The organism is Azospirillum sp. UENF 112521 (assembly GCF_058780665.1).
The window spans coordinates 159948-176905 of record NZ_JBSNCI010000007.1 but is presented as its reverse complement, the minus strand read 5'-3'; the positions used below and the strand labels follow the sequence as shown (position 1 = coordinate 176905).

Below are 16958 nucleotides of genomic sequence, written 5' to 3'. Positions count from 1 at the left end.
TTCAGCGGAGCGCGCCCATGCCGGCCGTCCTTTCCGAACCCTTTGTCTCGCCCGCGGCGGGGACCGTTCCGTCCGCCCTGGCAGTCGAGGCGGTGTCGCTGTCCTTCGGCGGAGTTATGGCGCTGAGCGACATCTCCTTCGCCGTCGCGCCGGGGGAAATCCGGGCGGTCATCGGTCCGAACGGCGCCGGCAAAAGCTCGCTGCTCAACGTCGTCAGCGGCCTGTACCAGCCCGACCGCGGCCGGGTCTGGCTCGGCGGGCACAGCTTCGCTGCCGTGCCGACCGACCGGCTGGCGACGCTCGGCGTGTCCCGCAGCTTCCAGAATCTGGCGCTGTTCAAGGGGCTGTCGGTGCTGGACAACGTCGCCGCCGGCCTGTCGCACCGGCTGCGCGCCGGGGTGCTGGCCCAGGTCATCGGCCTGCCGGCCGCCCGGCGGGAACGGGCGGAGGGCTATGCCAGGGCGGAGGAGCTGCTGGCCTTCCTGCATCTGGACGATGTCCGCGACCGGCCCGCCGGCACCCTGCCCTATGGGATGCAGAAACGGGTCGAGCTTGCCCGCGCCCTGGTGGCGCGGCCCCGCCTGCTCCTGTTGGACGAGCCGATGGCCGGCATGACCCTGACCGAGAAGCGGGATCTCAGCGGCCACATCCGCGCCGCCCGCGATGATCTCGGCACCACCATCGTGCTGATCGAGCATGACGTCGGCGTCGTGATGGGGCTGTCGGACCGCATCGCCGTGCTGGATTACGGCCGGCTGATCGCCGACGGCACACCCGATCAGATCCGCAACGACCCGGTGGTGATCGACGCCTATCTCGGCGTCGCCCACGACCTCGAAGCCGGAGAGGGCATCTGAGCCATGGAGTGGCAATTCTTCACCGAGGTGCTGGTCGGCGGCCTGCTGTCGGGGGTGATGTACTCCCTGGTCGCCATCGGCTTCGTCCTGATCTACAAGACCAGCGGCGTGCTGAACTTCGCCCAGGGCGCGCTGCTGCTGTTCGCGGCGCTGACCTTCGTCAGTTTGACGGAGCGCGGACTGCCCGTCTGGGCCGCGATCCTGCTGACGCTGGCGGCGATGACCGCCATCGGCGCGCTGGTCGAGCGCACGGTGCTGCGCCCGCTGGTCAACCAGCCGCCGATCACCCTGTTCATGGCGACGCTCGGCGTCTCCTACGTCATCGAGGGAGCCGCACAGCTGCTGTGGGGCACCCAGGTGCATGGTCTGGATCTGGGCATCGACGACCTGCCGCTGGAGATCGGCGGCGTGCTGATCAGCAGCTTCGACCTGTTCGCCGCGGCGGTGGCCGGGGCGATGGTGGCGGCGCTGACCCTGTTCTTCCGCTACACCCGCATCGGTCTCGGCTTCCGCGCCGTCGCCGACGACCAGCTGGCCGCACTGGCGGTGGGGTTGAGCCTGGACCGCATCTGGACCGCGGTGTGGACAGCGGCCGGGGTGGTGGCGCTGGTCGCCGGCCTGTTGTGGGGAGCGCGGCTGGGCGTGCAGTTCTCGCTGTCGCTGGTGGTGCTGAAGGCGCTGCCGGTGCTGGTGCTCGGCGGCTTCGATTCCATCGCCGGGGCCATCGTCGGCGGGCTGATCGTCGGCGCGGTGGAGAAGCTGGCGGAGGTCTATGTCGGCCCGTTCGTCGGCGGCGGCATCGAGGGGTGGATCGCCTATGTCGCCGCCCTCGGTTTCCTGCTGATCCGACCCTCCGGCCTGTTCGGCGCCAAGCCGGTGGAAAGGGTCTGAGCCATGACCGATCTCGCGCTTGAGAAGACCGCAGCGGCGGCTCCGCACCGTGCCTCCCCTGCCCTGCTGGGCATCGGCGTCCTGCTGATCGTCGCCTATGGCGTCCTGCCGCTGGTCGCCAGCGAATATCTGTTCGACGCCATCCTGACGCCCTTCCTGGCGCTGGCGCTCGCCGGGCTGGGGCTGAACATCCTGACCGGCTATGCCGGGCAGGTGTCGCTGGGATCGTCGGCCTTCATGGCGGTCGGCGCCTATGCCGCCTACAATCTGGCGCTCCGCCTGCCGGGCCTGCCCTTCCTGCTGGACATCCTGCTGGCCGGTCTGGTCGCCGCCGCGGTCGGGCTGCTGTTCGGCCTGCCCAGCCTGCGGCTGCGCGGCTTCTATCTCGCCGTCTCGACGCTGGCTGCCCAGTTCTTCGTGCAGTGGGTGTTCAACAAGGTCGGCTGGTTTTCCAACAACAGCCCGTCGGGCATCGTCACCGTGCCGCCGCTGTCGGTCGCCGGCCTGCCGCTCGACAGCTCCGCCGGCCGCTACCTGTTCGCGCTCGGCGTGGTGACAGCGGTGACGCTGGCGGTGTGGCGGCTGGTGGAAAGCCCGACCGGCCGCGCCCTGGTCGCCCTGCGCGACCACGAGACGGCGGCGCGGGTGATCGGCATCCCGGTGCTGCGGTTGAAGCTGCTGGCCTTCGCCGTATCCTCCTTCATCATCGGGGTCGCCGGCGTGCTGTGGGCCTTCGCCTATCTGCGCACGGTGGAGCCGGCCGGCTTCAACCTCGACCGCTCCTTTCAAATCCTGTTCATCGTCATCATCGGCGGGCTTGCCTCGCTGCGCGGGGCCTTCCTGGGGGCGGCGCTGATCGTCGTCTTCCCGCTGCTGCTGTCCCGACTGGGCGAGGCGCTGCTGGGCGGGCTGTTCGACAGCGGCGTGCTGGAGATGAGCCAGCGCATCGTGCTCGGCCTGCTGATCGTGACCTTCCTGATCGCCGAACCGGCCGGCCTGACCGCCCTGCTCGACCGGGCCTGGAGCCGGATCGCCGGACGCTTCCGCCGGGCCGGCTGACCGCAAAAAAACCGGGGCATCCCGCCCCTTTTCAAAAACCGCCCTTTCCAACGGAGACACACCAGATGTCGCGTCCGAACACCCGAAGCTTGTCCCTGAAAGCCTTGTCCCTGAAGGCCGCCCTGCTCGGCGCGCTGCTCGGCACCGCCGCCCTGCTGCCCGGCGCGGCACGGGCCGACGAGCAGTATTTCCCGCTGCAAAGCTACCGCGCCGGACCCTATGCCGCCGGCGGCACCGGCTTCTTCGGCGGCTTCATCGACTATCTGACGCTGGTCAACAATCGCGACGGCGGCGTCAACGGCGTCAAGCTGACCTGGGACGAGTGCGAAACCCAGTATGAGGTCGAACGCGGCGTCGAATGCTACAAGCGGCAGAAGAACCGGCCCGGCGTCGCCGCCTGGAACCCGCTGTCGGTCGGCATCGCCTATGCCATGATCGACGATGTCGGCCGCGACAAGGTTCCGCTGATCACCGTCAACCATGGCCGCACCGACAGCACCGACGGCCGCGTCTTCAAATACGTCTTCCCGCTGCTGCTGAACCCCTACAGCGAAAGCTCGGGCATCGTGAACTACATCGGCACGCGGGAAGGCGGGCTGGAGAAGTTGAAGGGCAAGAAGATCGTGGTGCTCTACCACGGCTCGCCCTACGGCAAGGAGACCATCCCGATCTACCAGCTGCTGGCCGAGAAATACGGCTTCTCGGTCGAGCAGGTCGAGGTGCCGCACCCCGGCAACGAGCAGCAGTCGCAATGGCTGTCGATCCGCCGGACCAAGCCCGACTATGTGGTGCTGCGCGGCTGGGGCGTGATGAATCCGGTGGCGCTGAAGACCGCGCAGAAGGTCGGCTTCCCGGCCGACCGCATCATCGGCAATGTCTGGTCCAACTCCGAAGAGGACGTCATCCCGGCCGGCGACGCCGCCAAGGGCTACACCGCCATCACCACCCAGGCGTCGGGTGCGGACTATCCGGTGCTGCAGGAGATCGCGAAGACGGTCTACGGCGCCGGCAAGGGCAATCTGGACGACAGGAAGCGGATCGGCAGCGTCTATCACAATCTCGGCATCGTGAACGGCATCCTGAACGTCGAGGCTGTGCGCATCGCCCAGGACAAGTTCGGCAAGCGGACCCTGACCGGCGACGAGGTGCGCTGGGGCTTCGAGCATCTGCGGCTCGATCCCGCACGGGTCGAGGCGCTGGGCGCCAAGGGCCTGTTCCATTCCATCAACGTCAGCGTCGCCAACCATGAAGGCGAAGGGCGCGTGACCTTCCAGCAGTGGGACGGCGCCAAGTGGAAGGTGGTGTCCGACTGGATCGCCCCGGACTGGGCCCTGCTGCGCCCGATCATTGAGAAGTCGTCGCTGGCCTACGCCGCCGAGCACGGCCTCCAGGTCCGCGACCCCGCCGCCGAAGACGCGAGCAACTGACCGCAGCCCGGAGGAGTTCCGCCACCATGACGATCAACGAGGTGCTGCTGTCGCTGGACGGGGTCGAGGCGACCTACAACCACGCCATCCGTGCGCTGTCGGGCGTCAGCCTGACCGTGCGGACAGGGGAGATCGTCGCCCTGCTCGGCGCCAACGGGGCCGGCAAGACCACCGCCCTGAAGGCGTTGTCCGGCCTGCTGCCGGCGGAGCGCGGCCAGATCGCCGCCGGCAGCATCGTCTATGACGGTGAGGACGCCACCCGCCGCAGCCCGGCCGAGCTGGTGCGCGCCGGGCTGGTGCAGGTGCTGGAGGGCCGGCATTGCTTCCGCTCCCTGACCGTCGAGGACAATCTGATTGTCGGCGGTCAGGTGCGGGGCCTGGGCAGCACCGCCCTGCGCTCCGAGTTGGAGCGCATCTACGCCCTGTTCCCCCGGCTGCGCGAGAGGCGCAAGACCCCCGCCGGCCTGACCTCCGGCGGGGAGCAGCAGATGACGGCCATCGGCCGGGCGCTGATGGCGCGGCCCCGCCTGCTGGTGCTGGACGAGCCGTCGATGGGCCTCGCCCCGCTGGTGGTCGAAGGCATCTTCGCCGCGCTGAAGCGCCTGAACCGCGAGGAGGGGCTGTCGATTCTGGTGGCCGAACAGAACTCCACCGTCGCCCTGCGCCATGCCGACCGCGCCAGCGTGCTGGAGACCGGCCGCACCGTGCTGGACGGCTCCGCCGCCGACCTGCGCGACCGCGACGACATCAAGGCCTTCTATCTGGGCTTCGGTGTCGGCAGTCCCGCCGCCGCCGCAACCACCCCTACCGCTGCCTGAGCGGACCAACCCGAAACCGATAAAGGATACGAGACGATGAGCACTGCCGTTCTCGACACAGCCCCCAAAACCTCCGACAGCAAAACCGCCGATCCCGCGCCGCAAGGCGTGCCCGGCCTGCCGCGCCCCGCCAAGCCCGCCCACGTCATCAAGGACGACGCCGAAGCCATCGCGGTGGCGGAGGCGCTGGCCCGCAAGGTCGCCGACAGCGCGTCGAAGCGCGACCGAGAGCGCATCCTGCCGGTGGCCGAACTGGACGCCTTCTCGCAGAGCGGCCTGTGGTCGATCAACGTGCCGAAGGCGTTCGGCGGGCCGGAGGTCTCCTACGCGACGTTGGCCAGGGTGGTGCAGATCGTGGCGGCGGCCGACCCCTCGCTGTCGCAGATCTCGCAGAACCATCTGGGCGTGGTCGCCGCCATCCGCACCGTCTCGGACGAGGCGCAGCAGCGCCTGCTGTTCGGCGAGGTGCTGAAGGGCATCCGCTTCGGCAACGCCTTTTCCGAATTCGGCACCAAGCGCGCCGCCGACTTCGCCACCAGCTTCACCGACGAGGGCGACCATGTGCTGGTGACCGGCCGCAAATTCTACTCGACCGGCGCCCTGCTCGCCCATCTGGTTCCCATTGTCGCGGTGGACGACCAGGGCCGTGCCTGGTACGCCATCGCCGACCGCAACGCCCCTGGCCTGACGGTGATCGACGACTGGTCGGGCTTCGGCCAGCGCACCACGGCCAGCGGCACGGTGATCCTCGACAAGGTGAGGGTGCCGAAGAGCCATCTGGTGCCCGGCTACAAGGGCTATGAGGTGCCGACCGCCGACGGCGCCATCTTCCAGATCATCCAGGTCGCGGTCGACAACGGCATCGCCGAGGCGGCGATCCGCGACACGCTGGAATTCGTGCGCAGCCGCAGCCGTCCCTGGGTGGACAGCGGGCAGGACCGGGCGTCCGACGATCCCTACACCATCCAGGCGGTCGGTCGCCTGACCCTGCGGCTGCACGCCGCCGAAGCCTTGCAGGAAAAGGCTGGCCTCGCGGTGGATGCCGCCGTCGCCGCCCCCGGCGCCGAAACCGTCGCCCGGGCCCAACTGGCGGTGGCGGAGGCCAAGATCCTCAGCACCGAAATCGCGCTGGAGGCGAGCAGCACCCTGTTCGAACTGGCCGGCACCCGCTCCGTCCTGGCCGAGCATAACTTCGACCGACACTGGCGCAACGCCCGCACCCACACGCTGCACGACCCGGTGCGCTGGAAATACGCCATCCTCGGCAACCATGCCCTGAACGGCGTCAACCCGCCGCTCCATGCCTGGAGTTGACAGCAGGAGTTGAGCCGACGGGACAGGATCGGTGCGGCGGCGGCCACCGGGGATCGTCCGGATGCTCAGGCCGCCGCCGCATCCCGGAAGAGGCAGCGGGCGTCGCCAGCGGTTCCGATGGTCAGCACGGCGGCTTGCAGGCGGTCGACCGCCGGTTCGGCCAGCACCCGCGCCGCATTGGCGCGGAACTTCGCGATCACGGCCGCATCGTCCATCGGACGTTCGCGGCAGCCGCGCGGATGGGACAGCCGCGGCCCCTCGAACCAGCGCCCGCGCGCATGCACCCGCACCTGTCCGGCGGGCCGGCGCGTCTCCCCGCCCATCGCCCCGTCGATTTCAGGATCGACGGCCGCGATGACGCGGGCGGCCAAAGCCGCGCGGTCATCGTCGGCGAGGGCTCCGGCGACATGCCAGTCCACCGGCGGCAGCCCCAGCGCGAGGCAGGCAAGACAGTAAGGCAGGCTGAACTGCGCATCGACCATGGTGGCGGGGGCCGCATCCATGAAGTCGCGCGCCATACCGGCGGAGGTCAGAACCTCGATCCGCTCGATCTCACCGGCCGCCAGCCCGTGGCTGTCGCGCAGAATCTCGAAGGATTCCAGCGCCGTGTGCATCCAGCGGCAGGCCGGATAGGCCTTGAAGCTGGCATGGCGTGTCCACCAGACCTCTCCCAGCCCATCACACAGGACGTCCGGATCGAAGCGGTCCGAACCGATCATCCGCCAGAACCCGGTCGGCCCGTCGAGCACATCGGCGGCACCGACCAGCCCAGCCATGGCGTAGCCGACGGCACGCAGCCCGGCCTCCGCGGCGGGGGCGTTGAAATCCTTGAAGGACACCAGCGGGCGGGCATCCCAATTGTAGCGCCGCAGGCTCGGCACCGGCGCCAGCGTGCCGGCGAAGCCGAATGCATTGGCGAGATCGGTGCCACCAAGCCCGAGAAGGCGTCCGTAGACGGCAGCCGCCGCCAGCGACTGGTGCTGGCACACGCCATAGACCTGCCGGAACCGCTCCTGGCTCGGCTGGATCGACAGGATGATGCGGGCGTTGATCTCATAGGCGGCGGCAAGCGCCGCCAGCAGCGTTGCGCCGTCGGCACCGGACACGGCCACGCCGCTCAGCGCGGCGGCGACCAGCGTCGCGCCCGGATGCCCCATGCCCTTGCCGTCGACCTCGAAGCCGTCGTCATGATCGAGCGCGTTCATCGCCGTGGAATTGACGAAGGCAGCTCCGGCCGGCGCGAGCGACACCCCCATGCCCGGCACCGGACAGGGGCCGTCGGCACAGTCCGCCCGCACGGCGGCCAGCACGCGCCGGGTCAGATCGGTGTCCGCACCGGCGAGGCCGCAACCGAGCGCGTCGAGCAGATGCAGGGTGATCTTGGCGAGGACGTCGGCGGGGATGTCCGCCACCTCCAGCCCCGCCGCGAAATCGGCCAGACGCCGCGTCAGCGAGGTCATGGAGCGTTCATCGGCGTCGAGACGGGGTGCATGGGCGAACCGTCAGAACCGGAAGGCGGTGAAACGGTCGAGGAAGCGCCGCGTGCGCTCCTCGCGCGGGGACTTCAGCACCTGCTCGGGCGGGCCGTCCTCCAGGATGCGGCCCTCGTGCAGGAACAGGATGCGGGTGGCGAAGTGATAGGCGAAGCCCAGCTCATGCGTCACCAGCAGCATGGTCCGCCCGTCCTCCGACAGGTCGTTGATGACGCCGAGCACCTCCCCCACCAGCTCCGGATCGAGCGACGAGGTCGGCTCGTCGAACAACAGCACCTCCGGGTCCATCGCCAGGGCGCGGGCGATGGCGACGCGCTGCTGCTGGCCGCCGGACAGGCGGGCCGGATGGGCGTCGGCCTTGCCGCCAAGGCCGACCCGCTCCAGATGCCGCTGCGCCGTCCGCCGCGCCTCGGCCCGCGAGCGGCCGAGCACCGACAGCGGCCCCTCCATCACATTCTCCAGCGCGGTCATGTGCGGGAACAGGTTGAACTGCTGGAACACCATGCCGACCCGCGCCCGCAGGCGGTTCAGCTCGGCCTCGCGGTAGCGGGTGCCGCCGCCGGCCGCCGGCTTGCCAACCGCCTCGCCATCGAGGATTAGGCGCCCCCTGGTCGGCATCTCCAGAACGTTCAGGCAGCGCAGAAGCGTGCTCTTGCCCGACCCGCTGGAACCGAGGATCGCGATGCGCTCGCCCCGGCGCACCGACAGGTCGATGCCCTTCAGCACCTCGGTGGAGCCGAAGCTCTTGTGCAGATCCTCGACCTGCAACACGACGTCGCCGGCCACGGTCATGCCCGTCCCGCCGCGAAGCGCCGTTCCAGCGCGTAGGATGCCAGCGTGAAGGGGTAGATCAGCAGGAAATAGATCATGGCCACGACGGTGAAGGTTTCCATGGGAATGTAGTTCTGGCTGCTGAACAGCCTTGCGGTGTGCATCAGCTCGTGCACGGTGATGATCGAGGCGACCGAGGTGTTCTTGGCGAGTTCGACCGCGCGGTTGGTGAAGGCCGGAACCATGCGCCGCACGGCCAGCGGCAGGATGATGCGGCGCAGCAGCCGCAGCCGCCCCATGCCGAGCGCCCGCCCCGCCTCCCACTGCCCAGCCGCAACCGACTGGATTCCGCCGCGGTAGATCTCGGCGCAATAGGCCGACGCGTTCAGGCTCAGGGCCAGCGCCGCGGCGGCGAAGGCCGGCAGCTGGATGCCGCTCACCACCGGCAGCGCGTAGTAGAACCAGATGAGTTGGACCAGGACCGGGGTGTTGCGGAACAGCTCGACATAGCCGCGCGCCGGCCAGGCGATCCAGCGCCGCGGCGAGAGGCGGGCGAGACCGACGAGCAGGCCGCCGGACAGGCCGGCGGCGAGCGCCACCGCCCACAGCGCCAGCGTCAGGCCGCAGGCTTCGAGAAACAGGTCGATGTTGGCGAAGACCTCGCCGAACTGAAGCTCCGGCATCGTGATCGTCGGCATCGTCACCGCGCTCCCGCCCGGCGGCCGCGGGCCTCCAGCCACTCCGCGATCTGGCTGGCGGAGAACAGGACGACGAAGAACAGTCCGGCCACCACAGTATAGACCTCCAGCGGGCGGTAGGTCTGGGTCACGATCACCATGGCGCTGTAGATCGTCTCGTGGAAGGCCAGCGCCGCGGCCAGCGTCGTGGTCTTCACCAGTTCAAAACTGCGTTCGACGAAGGGTGCCGCCATCCGGCGGGCGGCCTGGGGCAGGATGACGCGGCGCATCAGCCGCACCCGCCCCATGCCGAGCGCCCGGCCGGCCTCCCACTGGCCGGTCTCGACCGACAGGATGCCGCCGCGGAACACTTCGGCGAAGAAGGCGGCGGACTGGACGCCCAGCGCCGCCAGGGCGGCGGCGAAGGGCGGCATGGTCAGCCCGAACGCCATCGGCAGGCCGTAGAAGAACCAGAAGAAATGAACCAAGGGCGGCGTGTTGCGGTAGAATTCGGTGAAGGCCAGCGCCGGCCAGGACAGCGTCCGCCGGCCCGACAGGCGCATCGCCGCCAGCACGCCGCCGATCGCCACCCCCACCGCGATGCCGCAGACCGACAGCAGCAGCGTCTGGCCCAGACCGGCCAGCAGGATGTCGGCATTGCGGGCGACGGCGAAGAAATCCCAGACATAGCCCATGAGGCGTTCCTGCGCTCCCGTTCCTGCGCTGCGAGACCGCCCCCGGACCGGCCGGGGGCGGATGACCGGGTCAGGTCCGGGACCATTGCTCGCGCACGAGCGCCGGAGCGTCCTTGGGATCGATCCCGCGGAAGGCGAGGAACTCCTCGTAGATCTTCTGGATCCGGCCCGACTCATAGAGCGACTGGATGGCGATGCCGACCCAGTCGCGCCATGACTTGTCCACGTCGCGGCGCACGCCGGCACTGGTGGAGGCGGCACGGATCGGGTCGGGCAGCAGCACGGTGCCGCGCTTCACGCGGCTGCGCAGCATGACCAGCGCCGGATGGAACAGCGAGACCGCATCGACGCGGCCGGAGACGAAAGCGGCCCCCACCTCGTCGATGTTGGGGAAGCGCTCCAGCTTGGCATTGGTCAGGCGGACGGTCAGTTCGCGGTCCGGCGAGGTGCCGAGCACGACGCCGATGCGCACATCGGGCTTGTCGAGGTCGCTCCAGCTCTTCGCCGCCAGACCGTCGCGGGCGAGGATGCCGAGCGCATAGTAGAACATCGGCTGCACCGGGAAATCGACGGCGAGCGCACGCTGGGGCGTCGCGTCCATGGCGAACAGCACGTCGAACTGCCCCGCCTGGAGGCCGGCGACCGCGGTTCCCCAAGTCGTCTCGACGGCGACCGGCTTGACGCCGAGTTCCTCGGCCAGGGCGACACCGGCGCCCCAGCCGATCCCCTTCCACTCGCCCGACCGCTGGTCCTTGAAGAACCAGGGCTCGCCCGGCGGCGTTCCGATCCGCAGTTCGCCACGGTTGCGAACCTGCTGGAGCGTATCGGCGGACTGCTGCGCCGCAGCCGGCGCCGGCGTGACGGCGACCAGCGAGGCCCCGGCCCCCGCGCCGGTCAGCATGATCGCACCGAGCGCCCTGCGCCGCTGAATCTTAACTTCATCCATGGTCTGCACTCCCTTTTCCCAAAGGGTTATCGATGGCTTTGTTGTTTCGCAACATAAAAGCGTATGCATCCTGTGAATTATTAAAATTCACATTTTGATAGTGTTTTTATCTGTCGTTTCGAGAGCGTCGGGACGCCACGCAACGCCGATGAATGCGGCTCCATGGCCCGGCTCACGCTCCATTGCGTTATTTCCTATTTGTAAGATATAGTTTAAAAATGAACAACCAATTTATATGGTGAATTATATGATCGACGTGGCAGTGCCCTCCTCCAGCCGACGGGCACGCTTGCGCGGCCTGCCGGAAGCGCCGACCTGGATTCTGGCGCTGGTCATTTATGGGGGTTGGGGACTGCTGACATGGTTCGACCATGCCCTGCCCTGGTGGGTGGTGCTGCCGCTGGGATCCTGGCTGATCGCCTGGCACATGTCGTTGCAGCACGAGGTCATCCACGGCCACCCGACCCGCTCGACGAGAATCAATGCGGCGCTGGGATTCGCCCCGCTCAGCCTCTGGCTTCCCTATGAGCGCTACCGTCAGTCGCACACCACCCATCATCGCGAAGAGTGGCTGACCGATCCGGTCGAGGATCCGGAATCCCGCTATGTCACCCCGGCGCATTGGGCGGCGCGCGGTCCGCTGGCGCGGACCCTTCTGCGGGTCGACAACACGCTGGCCGGCCGCCTGACCATCGGTCCGGCCCTCGCCATCGCCGGCTTCCTGCGCGGCGAGGCCGTCCTGCTGGCGCGCGGCGACCGCGAAGCCTGGACCATCTGGTTGACGCATGGCGCGGCAGCGGGGGCGGTCGCCGCCTGGGTGATTCTGGTCTGCGGCATTCCGCTGTGCACCTATGCGCTGCTCTATGCCTATCCCGGTTTCGCCCTGGCCCTGGTCCGGTCCTTCGCCGAGCATCGCGCCGCCGGGGACAGCGACCACCGCACCGCCATCGTCGAGCGCGCGCCGCTGTTCGGGCTGCTGTTCCTCCACAACAACCTGCATGTCGTCCATCATCTGCGGCCGGACCTGCCCTGGTACGCCATCCCCGCCTATTACCGTGCGAACCGGAGCGCGCTGATCGCCCGGAACGGCGGTCTGGTCTACCGGGGGTACGGCGAGGTGGCCCGTCGCTATCTGTTCACCCCGCACCACCAGCCGCCCCACCCCTTCACCCACTGACCCGGACGAGGAGTTGAGGACGCGAAGCACCCATCATGCGAAGCGAAGAGTCTGCCCGACACCCAGCCGGGCAGCCTTCTCCAGCAGCGCATGGCCGAGCGCGATGTCGCTGAGGCTGAGGCCGCGATGCCAGAACAGGATGGTCTCGCCGTCGCTCTCGCGGCCCGGCCGCAGGCCCGCGACGATCTGGCCGAGTTCGGCATGCAGGTTTTCCTCGCTCAGCCGGCCGCTGTCGACGTGGGCGCGGAGCGCGCCGAAGGGCAGTCCCTTGCGGCACTGGCCCCAGTCGTCCACCACCATCTTGTCCATGATGTCGGTCAGCGACAGCTCGACCGCGCTCATGGTGCCGTAGGGCACGACCAGCGCCCCCTTGGCGATCCAGTCGGTCTTCAGCAGCGGCGCCGGTTCCGGCAGGCGCGAGGCTTCGACCACGATGTCGGCGCCGCGCACGCAGCTCTCCCAATCCTCCGTCGCCACCACCGGCTTGCCGAGGTCGCGCGACAGCCGCGCGGCGAAGCCGTTGCGGCTGTCGGGACGGCGCGAATGGACGCGGATTTCATCGAAGTCGAACAGCCGGTCGAGCAGCCGGACATTCCAATAGGCGGTGCCGCGCGCGCCGATGTGACCGAGGATACGGCTGTCCTTGCGCGCCAGATGCTTGGCGCCCAGCGCGGTGACGGCACCGGTGCGCATCTCGGTGATGCCGGTGGCGTCGATGAAGGCCTTCGGCATCCCGGTCTCGGGATTGAACAGGTTGAGCACCGCCATCTCCGACGGCAGGCCGCGTTTGTAGTTGTCGACGAAGTCGCCGACCACCTTGACCCCGGCAACGCCAAGCGGCTTGACCACGCCGCGCAGCACGTTGAAATGCCCCTTGGCCGAGCTTTCGGGAATCAGGTGGACGCGCGGCTCGATCACCGTCCGGCCGCTGCCCTGGGCGTGGAGCGCCTGCTCCACCGCCGCCAGGATCTCGTCGTCGGTCAGTGCCAGCCGGTCAACGTCCGGGCCGTTCAGATAGGAAATGCTGATGTCCGCCATCGTGGGAACTCCGTTCACGCTGCCGCCAGGGAGGCGAGCAGGGGTTTGTGGCAGGCGACGCGGCGCCCGTCCGTCAGGATGCGTTCCGCCGGCTCCTCGGCGCGGCAGCGCGCATCGGACAGCGGGCAGCGGGGGTGGAAGGCACAGCCGGACGGGGGAGTGCGCGGGCTTGGCACCTCGCCGGGCAGCGGTGGCGCGCGGTGCCGGTTGCCGGGATCGAAGCGGGGAACCGCCGCCAGCAGCGCCCGCGTGTAGGGATGCGCGGGGGCATCCAGCACATGCTCCGCCGGCCCGACTTCGACCGCACGGCCGAGATAGAGCACCAGCACCCGGTCGGACATGGCGCGCACCACGTCGAGATTGTGCGACACCATCAGGATGGTCAGGCCGAAATCGCGCTGGAGATCGACCAGCATGTTGACGATGTCGCCCTGCACCGACAGGTCGAGCCCGGCGGTCGGCTCGTCGGCGACCAGCAGGCGCGGCCGCAGCACCAGCGCGCGGGCGATGCCGACCCGGCGCGCCTGCCCGCCGCTGATCTGGTGCGGGTGCTTGTCCAGCACCGACTCCGGCAGCCCGACCCGGCGCAGCAGGTCGAGCACGCCCGGCCACGCCGACCGCTCCGCCACGCCATGGATGCGCAGCGGCTCGGCCAGCAGAGTGCGGACGGTCATGCGCGGCGACAGGGCGGCGGCCGGATCCTGGAAGATCATCTGGGCGTCGCGGCGGAACGCCTTGGTCTCGCGCCCGCGCAGATCCCCGAGGCCGCGCCCGTCGAAACGCACCGTTCCCGCCGTCGGCGGCACCAGCCCCAGCGCGGTGCGGATCAGCGAGGATTTGCCGGACCCGCTCTCCCCCACCACGCTCAGGGTTTCTCCGGGATGGAGGTCGAACGACACCGCGCGCACAGCCGGGACGGTGCCGTAATTCAGCGACAGACCATCGAGAGACAGCAGGGCGAGCGACAGCAGGGGATGACTCACGGCCAATTTCCTCAGACCAATTTCCTCAGACCAGGGCGCAGGCGACGGATCGGCCGCCGCCGAGAGCGCGCAACGGCGGCACCGCGGCACGGCAGGACTCCGCCGCCTGCGGGCAGCGCGGGGCGAAGACACAGCCCTGCGGCAGGCGCGTCGCGTCCGGCACCTCGCCGGGGATTGAGGCCAGCGTGGCGCGCCGGGTGACGCCGGGGCCGATCTCGCAGGCCAGCAGGGCGCGGGTGTAGGGGTGGCGCGGATCGCCCAGCACGGCGGCGGCCGGTCCGCTCTCCACCAGCGTGCCGGCATAGAGCACCGCCACGTCGTCGCACAGCTGCGACACCAGCCCCAGGCTGTGGGCGATCAGCAGGATGGTGCCGCGATAGTCCTGCCGAAGCTCCTCGATCAGGGCGACGATCTGCCCTTCGATGGTGGGGTCCAGCGCGGTCGTCGGCTCGTCCGCGATCAGCAGGTCGGGCTCGGCCAGCAGGGCGGCGGCGATCATGATCCGCTGGCGCATGCCGCCGCTGAACTGGTGCGGGTAATCGGACAGCCGCCGTTCGGCGTCGGGAATGCCGACGCGGGCCAGCATCGCCGCCGCCCGTGCCAGCAGGGCTCGGCGCCTGTCCTTCGGGCGCTTGGCGCGTTGCAGATCGACCAGCTGGGTGCCGATCCGGAAGACCGGGTTCAGCGCCGCCATCGGGTCCTGGAAGATCATCGCGAAGCGGGTGCCGCGCAGTGCCGCCAGCTCGCGGTCGGGCAAGGCCAGCAGGTCGCGCCCGCCATAGCGGATGCTGCCCTCCAGCCGCGACAGGTTGCGCGGCAGCAGGCGCGGGATGGCCGAGGCCAGGGTCGATTTGCCCGACCCGGATTCCCCGACCAGCCCGACGACGCGCCCGCGCCCGAGGTCCAGCGACACGTTGCGCAGCACGTCGGCCGGGCCGGCGCCGGTCGCGAAGGAAACCGACAGGTCGCGGATGGCGATCAGCGGCTCCGCCTCTTGCGGGGAAGCGGTCACGGTTCCGTCCTCAGCTTCGGATCTATGGCATCGCGCAGCGCTTCGCCGAACAGGGTGAAGCCCAGCGTCGCCAGCGTCAGCACCGCACCGGCGGCGATCACCGGCCAGGGCGATTGCGACAGGGTGATGTAGCCTTCATGCAGCAGCGTTCCCCAGCTTGCGCGCGGCGGCGGAACCCCGACGCCGAGGAAGCTCAGGCCCGCCTCGATGGTGATGACGACGGGCACGTCCATGCTGGCCAACACCACCAGCGGCCCCAGGATGTTGGGCACCAGATGATGCAGCGCGACGCGCAGCGGCGAGGCGCCCAGCACGCGCTCGGCCTCCAGGAAGGGGCTGTTGCGCAGGCTCAGCGTCTGCGCCCGCGCCACCCGGCCGAAATGCGGGACCAGCGTCACGGCGACGATCAGGATCACCTTGTCCAGCCCCGGCCCCATCAGCGCCACCACCGCCAGCGCGAAGACGAGGCTGGGAAAGGCGCTGATGATGTCGAAGGCGGCGAGGATCGCCCGCTCCCCCTGCGGCGGCGCATAGGCGGCGCCGATGCCGAGCAGGGTGCCGGCGGCGAGCGCCACGGCGATGGTCGAGAGCGCCACCAGCAGCGCCACCCGCCCACCGTCGGCGATCCGGCTCAGCAGGTCGCGGCCGAGATGGTCGGTGCCGAGCCAATGCGCCGCCGACGGCCCGCCGAAGCGGGCCAGGATGTCGAGCCTGTTGGGATCGTGGGGAACCAGCGACGGCCCGGCCAGCCCGAGCAGCAGCACCGCCGCGACCAGCAGCAGCCCGGTACGCCCGCCCGGATCGCGCCAGATGCGTTTCAGGACGGCGTGCATCAGCGGTCTCCCGCCCGGCGGATGCGCGGGTCGAGCCAGGCATAGCTGAGATCGACGGCCAGATTGGTCAGGGTGAACAGCGCCACCACCACCAGCACGCAGGCCTGCACCACCGGGTAGTTGCGCGAGGAGATCGCATCGTAGACCAGCGTGCCGATGCCGGGCCGGGCAAAGACGATCTCGGCGAAGATGGCGCCGCCGAGCAGCCGGCCGACGCCGAGGCCCAGGATCGCCACCGTCGGGATCGCCGCCGGCTTCAGGGCGTATTTGTAGACGATCGTACGGTCCTGCACGCCATAGGCGCGCAACGTGCGGATGTGAGGCTCGCCCAGCACCTCCAGCAGCGAGGCGCGCAGCAGCCGGGCGATGTAGCCGATCCAGCCGAGCGCCAGCGACACCGCCGGCAGCGCCAGCCGCGCCAGCTGGTCGCCGATGCTCCCCGACCGGCTGACGCCCAGGACGGGGAACCAGTCGAGCCAGATGGAAAAGATCATCAGAAGCAGGATCGCCACCACGAAGTTCGGGATGGCGATGAAGCCGATGCTGACCGCCGCCGCAGCCCGGTCCAGGACGCTGCCCGGATGCGTCGCTGCGTAGCAGCCGAGCGGCACGCCGAACAGCACGGCGATGGCGATGGCCGACAGCGTCAGGGTGACGGTGTAGGGCAGCACCTCCACCACCAGCGCCGCCACCGGGCGCCCCGACACCACGTCGGTGCCGAGATCGCCGTGCAGCACGTTCCAGACGAACAGGGCGAAGCGCTCATGCACCGGACGGTCGAGCCCCATCGCCTGGGCGAAGGCCTGCACCGCCTCCGGCGTGGCGCGGGGGCCGAGCAGCACCTGCGCCGGGTTGCCGGAGATGAACAGGGTCAGCACGAACAGCAGGGCGACCGCCCCCGCCAGCACCAGCAGGGTGGAGGCGAGGCGCTGCCCGGCATGCCGCAACAGGACCGGCACGGCTCCCG

At 69.6% G+C, this 16958-nt stretch carries 17 protein-coding genes; 7 read left to right on the top strand and 10 right to left on the bottom strand.

Features of this window, described 5'->3' with window-relative positions; genetic code table 11:
- Nucleotides 1-17 precede the first annotated feature (17 nt).
- From ACWPN8_RS29580 to ACWPN8_RS29555, 6 genes are all read left to right on the top strand, one after another.
- Nucleotides 18-857, top strand: a complete 840-nt coding sequence (locus ACWPN8_RS29580) for an ABC transporter ATP-binding protein (RefSeq protein ID WP_492243347.1) — start codon at nt 18-20, stop codon at nt 855-857.
- 3 nt (nt 858-860) lie between these two features.
- Nucleotides 861-1748, top strand: coding sequence for a branched-chain amino acid ABC transporter permease (locus ACWPN8_RS29575; protein WP_492243346.1), 888 nt, complete (start codon nt 861-863; stop codon nt 1746-1748).
- 3 nt (nt 1749-1751) lie between these two features.
- The gene (locus ACWPN8_RS29570) at nt 1752-2807 is read left to right on the top strand and encodes a branched-chain amino acid ABC transporter permease (RefSeq protein WP_492243345.1); all 1056 of its coding nucleotides are present in this window, start codon (nt 1752-1754) and stop codon (nt 2805-2807) included.
- Nucleotides 2808-2872: 65 nt separating this feature from the next.
- Nucleotides 2873-4234 (top strand): ABC transporter substrate-binding protein, encoded by a 1362-nt coding sequence (locus ACWPN8_RS29565; protein WP_492243344.1) that lies wholly within the window; start codon nt 2873-2875, stop codon nt 4232-4234.
- A gap of 26 nt (nt 4235-4260) precedes the next feature.
- Nucleotides 4261-5052: an ABC transporter ATP-binding protein gene (locus tag ACWPN8_RS29560; RefSeq protein WP_492243343.1), complete on the top strand. Its 792-nt coding sequence runs from the start codon at nt 4261-4263 to the stop codon at nt 5050-5052.
- Nucleotides 5053-5088: 36 nt separating this feature from the next.
- Nucleotides 5089-6366, top strand: a complete 1278-nt coding sequence (locus ACWPN8_RS29555) for an SfnB family sulfur acquisition oxidoreductase (protein WP_199237420.1) — start codon at nt 5089-5091, stop codon at nt 6364-6366.
- A gap of 65 nt (nt 6367-6431) precedes the next feature.
- Here the strand turns inward: ACWPN8_RS29555 and ACWPN8_RS29550 are convergent, their stop codons facing one another.
- The 5 genes from ACWPN8_RS29550 to ACWPN8_RS29530 all read right to left on the bottom strand — a co-directional run bounded on the left by ACWPN8_RS29550 (nt 6432) and on the right by ACWPN8_RS29530 (nt 10948).
- Nucleotides 6432-7826, bottom strand: coding sequence for an MmgE/PrpD family protein (locus ACWPN8_RS29550; protein WP_492243342.1), 1395 nt, complete (start codon nt 7824-7826; stop codon nt 6432-6434).
- A gap of 42 nt (nt 7827-7868) precedes the next feature.
- The gene (locus ACWPN8_RS29545) at nt 7869-8651 is read right to left on the bottom strand and encodes an amino acid ABC transporter ATP-binding protein (RefSeq protein ID WP_492243341.1); all 783 of its coding nucleotides are present in this window, start codon (nt 8649-8651) and stop codon (nt 7869-7871) included.
- Nucleotides 8648-9328, bottom strand: a complete 681-nt coding sequence (locus tag ACWPN8_RS29540) for an amino acid ABC transporter permease (RefSeq protein WP_492243340.1) — start codon at nt 9326-9328, stop codon at nt 8648-8650. Before ACWPN8_RS29540 ends, ACWPN8_RS29545 begins: the two co-directional genes overlap by 4 nt.
- Before the next feature lie 2 nt (nt 9329-9330).
- Entirely contained in the window at nt 9331-10002 is a 672-nt protein-coding gene (locus ACWPN8_RS29535) for an amino acid ABC transporter permease (protein ID WP_492243339.1), read from the bottom strand.
- A gap of 70 nt (nt 10003-10072) precedes the next feature.
- Entirely contained in the window at nt 10073-10948 is an 876-nt protein-coding gene (locus tag ACWPN8_RS29530) for a transporter substrate-binding domain-containing protein (RefSeq protein WP_199237418.1), read from the bottom strand.
- A gap of 247 nt (nt 10949-11195) precedes the next feature.
- Between ACWPN8_RS29530 and ACWPN8_RS29525 the strand changes: the two genes are divergently transcribed.
- A complete protein-coding gene (locus ACWPN8_RS29525) occupies nt 11196-12125 on the top strand; it encodes a fatty acid desaturase (RefSeq protein WP_492243338.1) in 930 nt (309 codons plus the stop codon).
- Nucleotides 12126-12158: 33 nt separating this feature from the next.
- Here the strand turns inward: ACWPN8_RS29525 and ACWPN8_RS29520 are convergent, their stop codons facing one another.
- Genes ACWPN8_RS29520 through ACWPN8_RS29500 form a run of 5 tightly spaced genes read right to left on the bottom strand, consistent with a single transcriptional unit; the run spans nt 12159 to nt 16950 of the window.
- A complete protein-coding gene (locus ACWPN8_RS29520; RefSeq protein WP_492243337.1) occupies nt 12159-13163 on the bottom strand; it encodes an ornithine cyclodeaminase family protein in 1005 nt (334 codons plus the stop codon).
- Nucleotides 13164-13177: 14 nt separating this feature from the next.
- Nucleotides 13178-14146, bottom strand: coding sequence for an oligopeptide/dipeptide ABC transporter ATP-binding protein (locus tag ACWPN8_RS29515; protein ID WP_492243336.1), 969 nt, complete (start codon nt 14144-14146; stop codon nt 13178-13180).
- A 25-nt stretch (nt 14147-14171) separates the two neighbouring features.
- A complete protein-coding gene (locus ACWPN8_RS29510; RefSeq protein WP_492243335.1) occupies nt 14172-15158 on the bottom strand; it encodes an ABC transporter ATP-binding protein in 987 nt (328 codons plus the stop codon).
- Nucleotides 15155-15991: an ABC transporter permease gene (locus ACWPN8_RS29505; RefSeq protein WP_492243334.1), complete on the bottom strand. Its 837-nt coding sequence runs from the start codon at nt 15989-15991 to the stop codon at nt 15155-15157. The genes ACWPN8_RS29510 and ACWPN8_RS29505 overlap by 4 nt, the downstream gene beginning before the upstream one ends.
- Nucleotides 15991-16950 carry an ABC transporter permease gene (locus ACWPN8_RS29500; protein ID WP_492243333.1) on the bottom strand — a complete coding sequence of 320 codons (960 nt, stop codon included), beginning with the start codon at nt 16948-16950 and terminating at the stop codon, nt 15991-15993. The genes ACWPN8_RS29505 and ACWPN8_RS29500 overlap by 1 nt, the downstream gene beginning before the upstream one ends.
- Nucleotides 16951-16958: the final 8 nt, after the last annotated feature.